This window comes from Legionella genomosp. 1, assembly GCF_900640215.1.
Classification (GTDB): Bacteria; Pseudomonadota; Gammaproteobacteria; order Legionellales; family Legionellaceae; genus Legionella_C; species Legionella_C quinlivanii_A.
The window spans coordinates 418798-432007 of record NZ_CAAAJH010000001.1; the positions used below are offsets into that span (position 1 = coordinate 418798).

Below are 13210 nucleotides of genomic sequence, written 5' to 3' on the forward strand. Positions count from 1 at the left end.
TACGTTCCGCGGCTTGTTCGCTGGGATCCAGGATTCCAGTACAATTCCCTGAATTCTACACATAATCTGAGAGTTCTCAATGCCATCACAGAGGTTCTTAATAAACTTCTATAGACAAAATAATAACGGTGTATTACATTGGGCCTTTTGAGCAGGAAATGCCATGCGTATTGCCTTAGGGGTTGAATACGACGGAAGCCAGTATCATGGCTGGCAGGCGCAAACAGGCCTGCATACGATTCAACAAGTTTTGGAAAATGCCTTATCCCGTGTTGCGGATATGGACATTTCAGTAGTATGCGCCGGACGAACTGACACAGGGGTTCATGCCACCAATCAGGTCATCCATTTTGATTGTGAAAAGCAAAGAACGATTCGTGCCTGGATTCATGGAGTCAATTCATTTCTTCCCAAAGATGTCTGTATCAAATGGGGAAAAGAAATGCCGGAGGAATTTCATGCCCGCTATTCAGCGCTTTCACGAAGATATCGATATATCATCTATAATTCGTCTATAAGGCCAGCCTTATTAAGAGGCAATGTGACCTGGCAGTATCGGCAGCTTGAGCATCACTCCATGCAAGAGGCTGCCCGTTTTCTGCTTGGAGAAAACGATTATACGTCCTTTCGCTCGGTAGAATGTCAGTCCAACACGCCCATGCGTAATATCCACACTCTGGAAGTGACACGTAATGGGGATTTAGTAATGATAGATATTACAGCCAATGCATTTCTGCATCATATGGTGCGCAACATTGCTGGTGTCCTGATTGCGGTCGGTACTGGAAAAAAACCGGTGGAATGGGTTGGGGAAGTGCTGCAGGCAAAGGATCGGCGCCTGGGTGCGGAAACTGCTCCTCCTTATGGGCTATATTTGGTCAATGTAAGTTATCCAAAAGATTATGGCGTTATTCAGGGCCCGCTTGGCCCCTTATTTCTCTGGAACAAATAATGAATAAACGCGTCCGGATCAAGATGTGCGGGATGACCCGCCGGGAAGATATCATGGCGGCTGCTCATTTGGGCGTCGATGCCGTTGGTTTAATTTTTCACCCGGCCAGCCCCCGTCATGTTTCTCTGGAGCAAGCCAGGGAGTTGGTTCGTGACTGGCCTGTTTTTGTTGATCTGGTGGCCGTGCTGGTCAATCCTGCTGTACAGATGGTGCAGAATATTTTAGATGAGCTGCCAGTTAGCTGCCTGCAGTTTCATGGGGATGAGCCGCCGGAGTTTTGCAGGCAGTTTAACCGTCCTTTTATCAAGGCCGTTCCAGTGATGTCTTCTGCTAGCGTTAATGACGCAATAGCAAAGTATGAAACTGCTTCTGCTCTGCTGCTGGAAACTCCTTCAGTTGGTGTGAGAGGAGGCAGCGGGCAAGTATTTGACTGGAATCTAATTCCTTTACAGAGAAGACTTCCGCTCATCCTGGCGGGGGGATTGAACACTGCAAACATCGTACAGGCGCTTGAGACCTGTCATCCCGATGCGGTGGATGTCTGCAGTGGAGTGGAGAGTTCTCCAGGTATTAAAGATCATGACAAAATGATTCGTTTTGTCGAATTGGCAGGAGGAATACATGAGCATTAATGAGCTGCCGGACCGATTTGGTCATTTTGGCCCCTACGGTGGGATGTTCGTTGCAGATACGCTGATGTTTGCGCTTGAAAACCTTAAGAAAGCTTATGAGTTTTATAAAAATGATCCCGAGTTTCTTGCCGAACTGGATTTTGAATTAAAAGATTATGTCGGCAGGCCTAGCCCCTTGTACTATGCCGAGCGCCTGAGCAAGCAATTGGGTGGAGCCAGAATTTACCTGAAAAGGGAAGATCTGAACCACACCGGCGCACATAAAGTAAATAATACCATTGGTCAGGGATTATTGGCCAAGCGGATGGGTAAAACCCGTATTATTGCTGAAACCGGCGCAGGCCAGCATGGAGTTGCCTCAGCAACTGTTGCTGCCAAACTGGGAATGGAATGCGTTGTCTATATGGGCTCTGAAGATATTAAGCGCCAATCGAGTAATGTGTATCGTATGAAGCTATTGGGTGCGACAGTTGTTCCAGTAACTTCAGGCTCGAGAACACTAAAGGACGCGCTCAATGAAGCAATGCGTGACTGGGTTAGTAATGTAGATAATACGTTTTATATCATTGGCACAGTAGCAGGACCGCATCCTTATCCGCAGATGGTCAGAGATTTTCAGGCTGTCATTGGAAGAGAGTCGCGTCAGCAAATGCTCGATAAGACTGGTCGCCTGCCCGATGCGGTTGTGGCTTGTGTGGGAGGCGGCTCGAATGCAATTGGCTTGTTTTATCCCTTTCTGAACGATCCCGCGGTGAAGATATTCGGTGTGGAAGCTGCTGGCAAGGGTATCGAAACTGGAGAACATGCGGCTTCCCTGATTGCTGGAAAACCAGGTGTGCTGCATGGCAATCGAACCTACCTGCTCTGTGATGAAGATGGTCAGATAAAGGATACTCATTCCATTTCTGCGGGTCTTGATTATCCCGGTGTAGGACCGGAGCATGCCTGGCTTCGAGACAGCGGTCGTGCTGAATACGTAGGTATTACAGACGACGAAGCGCTGAACGCCTTTCGCAGTTTAACCCGGGTTGAAGGAATCATTCCGGCCCTTGAGTCAAGCCATGCAGTTGCCTATGCGATGAAACTGGCGCCAGAGATGAAAAATTCCCAGCAAATTATTGTTAACCTGTCAGGCCGCGGCGATAAAGACATGCACACCGTGGCGGAAATTGACGGGATGACGATTTAACCAAGCAAGTAAGAGTGACTGAATGAATCGAATTGATAAAACGCTCTCGGCATTAAAAGCGGCTAATAAGAAAATGCTTAGCCCCTATATAACGGCAGGCGATCCGGGACCTGAGCATACTGTGGAGTTAATGCATGCTCTGGTTGAAGGAGGCGCGGATGTGCTTGAATTGGGGATCCCTTTCTCGGATCCTATGGCTGAGGGGCCGGTGATTCAGGCGGCTATGGAGCGCGCTTTGAGCCATCAGGTGAATTGCGATCAGGTCCTGGAGATGGTCAGGCAATTCCGAGAGAAGGATAGCAATACGCCTGTTGTGATAATGGGCTATGTCAATCCCATTGAAATTTATGGCTATGAGCGTTTCGCAAAAAAAGCCAGAGAGGTCGGTGTTGATGGAACGATTTTAGTGGATTTACCTCCCGAAGAAAGCAAACTGGTGAATGAAATTTGGCGCTCGCAGGGTTTGTACAGCATTTATTTATGTTCCCCCACGACTTCAGATGAGCGAATGAAATTAATTAATGAATATGGCCAGGGCTATCTGTATTACGTATCCTTAAAGGGCGTTACCGGCTCAGACGCCCTGGATATGCAGGCTGTCAGGGAAAATTATCAGTATCGAAAAACGCAGACAAGCATCCCTTTAATGGTAGGCTTTGGAATTAAAACTCCGCAAATGGCTGCGGATGTCGCTGAATTTGCTGATGGCGTCATTGTGGGCGCTGCGCTAATTAACGCGATGATTGATGCGTTTAACCAGAAAAAGAATATTAAACAGGCTGTGAATACTTTAACTAATTCGATCCGAAATGCGATAGATGGATAATACGATGACAGAAATTAACGAAAAAAGAGCTCATTTTATCAGACAGTTAATCACTGATGATCTGGAGACTGGAAAGCATAAAGAAATTATTACCCGATTCCCTCCTGAGCCTAATGGCTATTTACATGTAGGTCATGCCAAGTCAATTTGTTTGAACTTTGGTCTGGCAGAAGAGTTTTCCGGAAAATGCTACTTCCGTTTTGATGACACCAATCCAATCAAAGAGGAAGAAGAATATGTTCATGCAATGATCGAAGATGTCAAATGGCTGGGATTTCAATGGCACGAGATGACTCATTCTTCTGATTATTATCAGCAATTGTATGATTATGCGGTGTTGCTGATTAAAGAAGGCAAGGCCTATGTGGACAGCTTAAGCATGGAAGAAATCAGAGCCTATCGTGGAACTTTGCAGGAACCAGGTAGAGAAAGTCCCTATCGCACGCGAAGCATAGAGGAGAATCTGGATTTATTTAAGCGAATGAAAGCAGGGGAGTTTCCTGACGGAACTCATGTGCTGAGAGCCAAAATTGATATGCAATCCGGCAATATTAATATGAGAGATCCGGTACTATATCGTATTCGACATACCAGCCACCAACGCACAGGTGATCAATGGTGTATCTATCCGATGTATGATTATGCGCATCCCATTTCGGATGCACTCGAAAAGATAACTCACTCGCTATGTACGCTTGAATTCCAGGATCATCGTCCCTTATATGATTGGTTTATCGATAACCTGCCTGTTCCGGCTAAACCCATTCAAACCGAATTTGCACGCCTGAATCTGTCACACACAGTCACCAGTAAACGCAAGCTGCGACAGTTGGTTGAGCAAAATGTTGTAAACGGTTGGGATGATCCCCGTCTTCCTACCATTCGCGGCATGCGTAAAAGAGGGTATCCGCCAGCGGCTCTCCGTGAATTTTGCGAGCAAATTGGTATTTCCCGCAGTGATTCCGTTATTGACATGTCTGTTCTGGAAGCCTGTGTTCGGGATGAGTTAAACCGCCATGCTAAACGGGCTTTGTGTGTTCTTGAACCCATTAAACTGGTTATTGAAAATTATCCTGAGGATAAGGTGGAAGAGCTTATCGCCTCCTATCACCCTCAGGATCCGGATGCTGGTAATCGAGTCCTTCCTTTTGCTCGTGAGATATATATCGAGCGCAGTGATTTTATGGAAAACCCTCCGAAAGATTATTTTAGATTGACAGTCGGTGCAGAAGTGCGTTTAAGACACGCCTATGTGATTCGCTGCAATGAGGTGTTGCGCAATGAACATGGTGAAATTGTCGAGTTGCGCTGTACTTATGATCCCGAAACACTTGGAAAAAACCCGGTCGGCAGAAAGGTAAAAGGGGTTATTCACTGGGTCTCCGCACATCACGCTTATCCGGTTACTATTTATCAGTATGATCGTTTATTCAACGATGCGAATCCGGGGCGTGAGGACGATTTCATGCAGTTTTTGAATCATGATTCATTACTGGTGCAGCAGGCTTATTGCGAACCATCACTGGCAAAGTCTAAAGAGAATGAAGTCTATCAATTCGAGCGTCTGGGATATTACTGTGTCAATGAAACCGATGCAGGGCAGGTGAAAGCGTTTCACCGTGTGGTTGGACTAAGAGACACTTGGACAAAAATTAGTTAAGAGAGCAGGCATGTTAAGTTTATATAATTCGCTGACAAGACAAAAGGAAGCATTTAAAGCACTAACCCCGGGTAAAATCGGCCTGTATGCCTGCGGTATCACCGTATATGATCGTTGCCATCTAGGTCATGCACGTTCTATGGTTTGCTTTGACGCGATGGTACGCTTTCTGCGCAGCCAAAATTATGAAGTGACCTATGTGCGAAACATTACGGATATTGACGATAAAATTATCGTGCGGGCGCAGGAGCGGGGCATTTCTATTAATGAACTGACCAGCCATTTTATTGATGCCATGCATAATGATGAGCGTTCATTAAATATCTTACCGCCAGATGTTGAGCCGCGTGCTACAGCTCACATCCATTCAATCATTCAGTTAATTGAAAAATTACTGGAACGCAAAAACGCTTATATCAGTGATAATGGCGATGTATGCTTTGAGGTGAGCAGCTTCAAAGAGTATGGCAAATTATCTCACAAGGATTTGGAAGGGCTGGTAGCAGGTGCCAGAATCGAGGTCGTCAGAGAGAAGCGTTCTCCTCTTGATTTTGTATTATGGAAATCAGCGAAACCCGGCGAACCCAGTTGGCCTTCTCCCTGGGGGGACGGACGGCCAGGCTGGCATATTGAATGCTCAGCAATGGCGATGCATGAGTTAGGTCAGCAATTTGATATTCATGGCGGAGGCCTGGATTTACAGTTCCCTCATCATGAGAATGAAATTGCACAGAGTGAAGCGGCAACTGGAAAACCCTTTGCCAATTATTGGATCCATGTGGGAATGCTGCAGGTTAACAATGAGAAAATGGCGAAGTCTTTGGGTAACTTTTACACTATTGAAGATGTGCTCAAGAACCATCATCCCGAAGTGATCCGTTATTTTCTGTTAAGCAGCCATTACCGCAGCCCGCTGAATTATTCAGATGAGAATTTAAGCAACTCGGCCAAGGCGCTGACCCGGTTATACCAGTCACTGAAGGATATTGAATTCTCAGGCAATGAAGAGATGGATACTGACTGGTCTAATCAGTTTAATGAGGCGATGAATGATGACTTTAATACCCCGATCGCTCTTTCAGTGTTATTTCAACTGAGCCATGAGTTAAATAAAACCCGTGATCGACGCCAGGCTGCGACCTTAAAGAAGCTGGCTGAAGTTCTTGGCTTGCTGCAAATAGAGCCCGAGCAGTTTTTACAAGCTGAGCCCACAGGTATTGATAAGGCGACTATTGAACAGCTTATAGCTGAGCGTACACAAGCCAAGGCTGAAAAAAACTGGAAGCGTGCTGATGAAATCAGAGATCAGCTTGCCGAAAGCGGTGTGGAGTTGGCGGATAGCGCTGCTGGAACCAGCTGGCGGCGAAAAAACTGAACTTAAATTTCAATACGCAGCCATGCCATGTCATCTCGACGTAGTGAGAGATCTCCGAATGCTGGCACATACCAGGATTTAGGAGATCTCTCACTGCGTTCGAGATGACGGGATGCCTGTGAGAAGGACACAGTAGCACAATTAAGCGGACTGATTTGAGGGACCCTCAAGCTGCAGTGATTCAAGTTTCTCCTCAAGGTCTGCTACATTAGACTCCCGAGATTTACTGGAATGAAATAGCGTATTACGCCAGTCAACCTTCTTAATCATCGTTTTCAATTCATCCTGTGTATTGGATCTCAGCATTTCTGGAATTACTGATTTAGTATATTTGCTTGCAAAATACCAGATGGAGTTATTCTTTAGTAGTTCTCGCGGATTATTCTCTCCGACCTCAATATCCGGATTAAATTCTCGGTTAGGTAGTGCTTCCGGGCTTTGAATACCGTATTTATCTCGTTTATGGTAGGCCCAGGCTCGCAAATCCTGGGCCTCACCTTGTTTGCTGGTCCTTAGAACCTGTCTTGCGTCCTCATTATTAGCAATATATTGCTTAAGCTGCTTGGGTGAGCTTGTCAAATGCATGAACTCAGGCGGCAAACGATAGAAAATAATAGTTGTTCCATCAACGTTTTCTTCACTGATGAAGTACTTGTCTTTTAATACTTCTTTGGTGAACGATGGGTATCTGCACACCATTGATAAATTTTTCAGAGCATAATAGCGGCATCCCGTGGCAGCCGACTGCTGAGCGGTTTGAGATTTCAAAAGGACAACATCTTCACCTGATATGGAATATTTTCCGCTATTCAGTAAATCCAGAATAAATTGTTGCAAATTCCATGTAGCCAGAGAGTCGACAACATTTATATATAAGATTTCATCGATTTTTTCTAAAACAACCAGACAGCGATGCGCGCCATCATCATGATAGATGTGGCAGCGGTCTTTATCAGACACAAAAAATTTCTCAGCAAATTGCACGAGTTCAATCGCATGGCAATCACCGCTGATAAAATAGACAGATAAATCCTTATGGTTCTGATGGCGTGATCTGATTTTATTTCCCTTAGCATTCAGCATTAATGCTAAACCTTTTATGGAAAGATCATCATTTTCATCAAAGACTGAGTCGTTTGAAATGTTCCGATTAAAAATATCGAGCAATTGGGAATCATAGGTTGAATACAAAAAAGAACAAAGCTCGGTTAATTGAAGTTTTTCAGCCAGGTCAAAGGCTGTTTCATTAGCTTCATTCCTGTAAATATAAGGTAGATACCATCCGCTCTCAATCAGCTTTTTGGCAATGTTTATTTGAGAACTCTGAATTGCAATGAGTATAAAATTATTTTTCCTGCTATCCCGAAGATATCGGGTTTCAGGAAAGTGAGTCAAATAATAGCGGACATCATCCAGATTACCAGATTGTATCGCTTCAGTTATCACTTGAAGGTAATATTCGCTTTGCAAAAAGCCTTTGTTGCCTTTCCATTTCTGAACCTGATGAATAAACTGAATCAAAGACTCAAGTTTCTCAGGAGAAAGGGCTTTATTTTTATTTGATTCACAAAATGAAATGAGCTGGTCTAAATCAACTGCTCCCCGTTCAGCTAAATATCGGGCAATGTTGCTGCTTTCAAACTGAATACAGAAAGTAATTAATTCCGGACTGAACACGGAAAGCCAGGCTCGTTCAATTTGAGGGTAGGACCTGAAAAATTTGAGCAAATCTTCCAGGTTATCATCTTCAAATAATTGGCGAAAATCTTGAGGGCCCATGATATCTAAGCAAAGTTTTAAATTAATCTATTTTAAACAACGATGCTTAAGTCAATATTAGCAAGTTAAATTTCAGCAATTATCTGAAATGTCTTGGCAATCGAGCTATTTAAACCTATTATTAATTTTTACCCTAAATGTGAGTTTTTTTCTCTATCTTCACTTTTTTCTATTAATCAGTATGTTATTGTAAAAAAAGGACTTTATTTTGAACAAGAAAAAAATACTGGAACTTATTCACAGCAAACAAAATTACAAGAAAATCTCAATGGCCCTAATCAATGGATTGTCGAAAAATCCTGGGCTCATGGCATTAGCTTATAAAAGCACTACTTCAAGCGCTAGCAACTTGTCTCTCTTTCACTGTCTGCTTGAAAATAATAAAGAAGATATATTTTTTGAGCTACTTAAAAATCAAAGCTTTTGGCCATTACTATTTCGAGAGGATAGTGAAGGGCAAAGTGTCCTCCATTACCTTGTGAAAACTGAAAAAGACAATTCAACTTTGTTGGCAAATATTCTTGAAATTCGTCCTGGTCTAATCAATCGCTTAACAAGAAACGGCGATACTGCGTTGCATATTGCAGTAAAAAGCGGACGAATTTGGGCGATAAAAGCCTTGGTTAAGCAGGAAAAAAATGATGTATTGGCAAGAAATGAGCAGGGTGAGTCAGCTTTCGGCCTGGCCGCCAATAATCGAGCCGTATTGAATGCACTGGTGAGTAAGGATTTGGAGCGCTTAAGATCCTTAAGTCTCGTTGCCTGTGATACGTCCTCATCAAAAAAATCGGAAATCAGAAAGACCTTTCCTCGTTTTTGCCCTTTACCCGCTGGAAACACATCTTCTATCATGGCGGAGCTTGAAAATGACAGAAGGTATACCTGGGAAGAGGCACTCCAATTGATGAGAGGAGATTCTTTTCAATCCCAGGAAGACGAGTCTCTGGATGATTTCTCTCGCACATTTCTTGAATTGCTTAAAAATTATAACGAAAAAAGCACATCAATAGTCTATTTAAGACAACTTTCTGATTTTATTAAAAAATCAAGAATATTATCCTATGCGGATAGCCAACTGGAAGCGACTATTTTTAAAAATGGCAAAAGCCAGGAAATACTGGCAGAACTGTTGCAGGTTCTTCAACCAGTTGTTCAGGAGGAATCAAAAAAACTCTATGAAAAGCACTTCAGGCTAGTGGAAAATTATCTCCAGTTAATTTTAATCGAAGGCTTTAATCAGAACTATGTAAAGAATACTCCACCTTCATTTGAAACCATGGACTCTAATAAGGCAAAGTTACTTGAGGCTCTCTGGAGTATGACGGAGATGTCGAGTATTAGTTTTGAGAGTGGGCACTTTCCTATTGAGTTGCTGAATCGACAAATCCTCGGCCTGCAACAGGAGTATAGTTTTGAAGAAATTCTGAATGGTTTGTATCTCCTTTTTCCAAAATTAGACAGAAGACAAAAACTGCTTTCTCACTATTTCAATTGGCAGCTTCTTTATTATAACGGAGCTATTGGCAACATTCCCAATGAGGCCTCTTTCCAAAATCAGTTGAGCTTATTCGGTAAACGCAGTCTATATTATACGCAAGGCCTGGATGAGTTAGGGGTTCCTTTAAGTAAATTATTTGACGAGCTCGTTAATCTTCACAGTTCTCCCTTCTTCAGGAACTATCGGCAACTGGTCGATTGGAGCAATCATCCAAAAATTTCGCAGCGGTGCAGTTTTGATGCCCTTGTAGATAGTGCATTACAAAAGAAACCTGGAGAGCGCAGTGCTGAAGTGGAGTTAATTGCCGATGAGTTACGCATGCTCACCCGCGATTTCTACAGAAACGTTTCACTGGAAGAGTTCAGGCATAATAATTGGTCTAAGGCTGATCAATCAGATAAAGCCAGGACAATTCTTCAATGTACAGATAATTTTAATAAATTAAATAATTATTTTGTACAGAAAATTCTAAGCCAAACCTCGAAAAATGTAGCGAATGTCTTGCAACTGCTTTTACAATTAGCCCAGGCGCTTTGTAATTTCAGGGGAGAAAGTGAAGCTGATTTGAACCATCTGATGTTAATAGCGAGTGTCTTGAATTCTCATCGCATCCTTCGGCTTAATAAATATTTTAAAAAACTAACGCCAGCTGATCGTGAAGTCTATAATCAGCTTGATGAGCTGGTCAGCAACCAGGAAAATTTTAAATGGCTGCGCCGTGCGGCAAGCTCATTTGATAGCTCGCTGCCGTTTATCCCTGGGATACTGGGAGATATTACGAAGGCCTCCGAAGGTAACTCCAAATTGATTTCCAAATCAGAGCAGGTGGGCGGCACTATTCTCAATCTCTATGAAAGAAAATGTAAAAACCAGTTTCAAGCCGATTGTTTTCGTACGGATATACGTGAATTTTTAGCTAAGTATAATTTTTATAATGAGGATGAGCAGTCCTTAGCCTCTTATGTGTTATATCCCAGGAATGTATTTCTGGATTTAAGCCAGATTAATTTTTCTAACGTAACCTCAATATTGCAGCGATTCAACCAGGATTTTCTGGATCAGAATCTGCTGCCAAAAATCAAAATAGGGGATAAACTGGATTTACCTAAACTCTCTTTACCAAAGTTATTATCGGTTTTTCATAACTGGCTGAAATCCATGACTCACTTGTCGGAACCCCAGTACCTTTTCTTACAGAGTACGCTGACCTCTTTGAGTGAAAGTGTAGCCCGTGCAATAAAAATTAATAATGAGATTTATGTAAAAAAGATGGGTTTTCCCTATATTGAAGAGCATTGCTACAAACAAAGGCTTCAGTCATTCTTTTTACATATTGAACGAATAAAGACGCAGCCAGCGAATAGAGAAAATGCGGATAGTCCAAGAACAGCTATAGGGAAACTTAAAGCACAGCTGCTTTTCTTTGGTTCTTCGCGAGCGATGCCAGGTGAAGGAGAATCCAAACCAGCTAAACGAGTTCAATCTCTAAATGCATCAGAGAGCAGTTCCTCTTTATGGAAAGAGCCCCGGCGAAAAAGCACGCCCCCTTCACTGGAATGCGGTTCTGTCGGCATCAGCCTCGATGGGGGTTTAGCGAGTCTTACGCCCATTGAAGAAAGTATTATTCAGATGGCTAGCGATACATTTTCTCTCTGAATAAAGATTTTGTTGCTGTAGGAGTCAGCCCCTCTCCCTAGCCCTCTCCCGGAGGGAGAGGGGATTTTCTTAAAAAAATTTCACTTAAAATCCTCTCTCCCTCTGGGAGAGAGTTAGAGAGAGGGTTTAAATGCTTAGCTCAAGAAAAAAAAAGCTTAATGCTGACTGGTTACCCTTAATATCTCGGCGAGTGAGGTGTCGCCAGCCAGCACTCGTTTGAAACCATCTCCGCGAATTGTGGGAACAGCTGGCCTTAAATATTTCTCAATGGTCTGCAGGCTGTCGTTACGGTGAATCATTCCTTGTAAAGTCTCATCAACAGGGATGAGTTCATAAATACCGCTTCGTCCACGATAGCCCAGAAAATTGCATTCCTCACAACCTTTGGGTTCACATACTTTTGATGTATCCATATCAGGAGTAAGTCCCATGAGTTCTCTTTCATCAGGTCGTAAATGATGAGGGGCTTTGCAGTGAGGACATAGTCTTCTGACCAGGCGCTGCGCAATTAATCCAACAAGGCTGGAGGAAAGTAAAAAAGACTCTACCCCCATATCATTTAAACGGGTTAAAGCCCCAAGCGCACTGTTGGTGTGTAAGGTGGAAAGTACCAGGTGCCCGGTAAGACTCGCCTGTACCGCAATTTCGGCAGTTTCCAGGTCGCGAATCTCTCCAATCATCACCACATCCGGATCCTGTCTTAAAATGGCGCGTAAGCCCTTTGCGAAAGTCATCTGCACTTTGGTATTAACCTGCGTCTGGCCAATCCCTGGTAAATCATACTCAATGGGATCTTCAATGGTGAGAATATTACGGCTTACTTCATTTAATTCGGTGAGCATTGCATAAAGGCTGGTTGTTTTACCTGAGCCAGTTGGACCGGTCACCAGAATAATACCATGCGGTTGTGCAATCATTCCTCGCATGATTTTAAGAATATAATCGGGCATTCCTAATAAGCTAAGGTCGAGCTGTGCGGCCTGCTTGTCAAGAATACGAAGCACGATGCGTTCACCGTGGTTGGAGGGTAGGGTAGATACGCGTACATCAATGTTATGCCCGCCAATTCGTAAGGCGATGCGGCCATCCTGGGGAATTCGTTTTTCGGCAATATCAAGCTTGGCCATAACTTTGACCCTTGATATAACCAGCGGGGCGATTGCACGCTGAATTTCCAGCACCTCATGCAAGACACCATCAATCCGATTACGGACTAACACTCGGCTTTCATAGGTCTCAATATGAATATCGGAGGCTTTTTGTTTGATAGCCTGAGTGAACAAGGCATTGATTAATCGAATAACCGGTGCATCATCCTGATTTTCGAGCAAGTCTTCACTCATCGGCAGTTGATCCGCCAGCAGGGATAAATCCATATCCTCTTCCATCCCTTCTGCGGCATCAAGTACTGAGGAGCGTGATTCATAATAATGTGCCAGATGCTGTTGGAATTCGGTATCCGAGACTTCCTTTAATTCGAGACGGCATTGTAAGGAGCGCTGTAATTCAGCCAGAGCTGAGAAAGAGGGTTGCGGTAAATGATAAACCAGGGCGACCCCTTGCTCATTAGGGGGGGCGGCTACGATACCATTATTTTTGGCAAACCCGTAAGGAATTTGCCTGGGTTTATCCTGTGTTTCCAT

The 13210-nt window shown here is 43.6% G+C and carries 9 protein-coding genes; 7 read left to right on the forward strand and 2 right to left on the reverse strand.

From position 1 onward, the window contains the following. The first annotated feature begins 163 nt into the window (after positions 1-163). From truA to cysS, 6 genes are read left to right on the forward strand one after another with little or no spacing between them, the layout of a single operon-like run. On the forward strand, positions 164-952 hold the full coding sequence (gene truA / locus E1O89_RS01780; RefSeq protein WP_112218616.1) for a tRNA pseudouridine(38-40) synthase TruA: 789 nt from the start codon (positions 164-166) through the stop codon (positions 950-952). Further along, positions 952-1584 carry a phosphoribosylanthranilate isomerase gene (locus E1O89_RS01785; RefSeq protein WP_133138653.1) on the forward strand — a complete coding sequence of 211 codons (633 nt, stop codon included), beginning with the start codon at positions 952-954 and terminating at the stop codon, positions 1582-1584. Before truA ends, E1O89_RS01785 begins: the two co-directional genes overlap by 1 nt. Further along, positions 1574-2773, forward strand: a complete 1200-nt coding sequence (gene trpB / locus E1O89_RS01790; RefSeq protein WP_133138654.1) for a tryptophan synthase subunit beta — start codon at positions 1574-1576, stop codon at positions 2771-2773. The genes E1O89_RS01785 and trpB overlap by 11 nt, the downstream gene beginning before the upstream one ends. Before the next feature lie 22 nt (positions 2774-2795). After that, positions 2796-3599, forward strand: coding sequence for a tryptophan synthase subunit alpha (gene trpA, locus E1O89_RS01795; RefSeq protein ID WP_133138655.1), 804 nt, complete (start codon positions 2796-2798; stop codon positions 3597-3599). Positions 3600-3603: 4 nt separating this feature from the next. Further along, positions 3604-5259 carry a glutamine--tRNA ligase/YqeY domain fusion protein gene (locus E1O89_RS01800; protein ID WP_133138656.1) on the forward strand — a complete coding sequence of 552 codons (1656 nt, stop codon included), beginning with the start codon at positions 3604-3606 and terminating at the stop codon, positions 5257-5259. Between the two features lie 10 nt (positions 5260-5269). Further along, entirely contained in the window at positions 5270-6634 is a 1365-nt protein-coding gene (gene cysS / locus E1O89_RS01805; protein ID WP_133138657.1) for a cysteine--tRNA ligase, read from the forward strand. A gap of 141 nt (positions 6635-6775) precedes the next feature. Here cysS and E1O89_RS01810 read toward each other — a convergent pair whose 3' ends face one another. Then, entirely contained in the window at positions 6776-8413 is a 1638-nt protein-coding gene (locus E1O89_RS01810) for an ankyrin repeat domain-containing protein (RefSeq protein ID WP_133138658.1), read from the reverse strand. 208 nt (positions 8414-8621) lie between these two features. Here E1O89_RS01810 and E1O89_RS01815 point away from each other — a divergent pair, with 208 nt between their 5' ends. Continuing rightward, the gene (locus E1O89_RS01815) at positions 8622-11567 is read left to right on the forward strand and encodes a RasGEF domain-containing protein (RefSeq protein WP_133138659.1); all 2946 of its coding nucleotides are present in this window, start codon (positions 8622-8624) and stop codon (positions 11565-11567) included. A 155-nt stretch (positions 11568-11722) separates the two neighbouring features. Here the strand turns inward: E1O89_RS01815 and lspE are convergent, their stop codons facing one another. Continuing rightward, positions 11723-13210, reverse strand: coding sequence for a GspE family T2SS ATPase variant LspE (gene lspE, locus E1O89_RS01820; protein ID WP_133138753.1), 1488 nt, complete (start codon positions 13208-13210; stop codon positions 11723-11725).

Bases quoted from the DNA above. Each gene is read 5' to 3' on its own strand.
- E1O89_RS01785 (WP_133138653.1), top strand. From the start codon at position 952: ATGAATAAACGCGTCCGGATCAAGATGTGCGGGATGACCCGCCGGGAA.
- E1O89_RS01810 (WP_133138658.1), bottom strand. From the start codon at position 8,413: ATGGGCCCTCAAGATTTTCGCCAATTATTTGAAGATGATAACCTGGAA.
- cysS (WP_133138657.1), top strand. From the start codon at position 5,270: ATGTTAAGTTTATATAATTCGCTGACAAGACAAAAGGAAGCATTTAAA.
- lspE (WP_133138753.1), bottom strand. From the start codon at position 13,210: ATGGAAACACAGGATAAACCCAGGCAAATTCCTTACGGGTTTGCCAAA.
- E1O89_RS01800 (WP_133138656.1), top strand. From the start codon at position 3,604: ATGACAGAAATTAACGAAAAAAGAGCTCATTTTATCAGACAGTTAATC.
- trpA (WP_133138655.1), top strand. From the start codon at position 2,796: ATGAATCGAATTGATAAAACGCTCTCGGCATTAAAAGCGGCTAATAAG.
- trpB (WP_133138654.1), top strand. From the start codon at position 1,574: ATGAGCATTAATGAGCTGCCGGACCGATTTGGTCATTTTGGCCCCTAC.
- truA (WP_112218616.1), top strand. From the start codon at position 164: ATGCGTATTGCCTTAGGGGTTGAATACGACGGAAGCCAGTATCATGGC.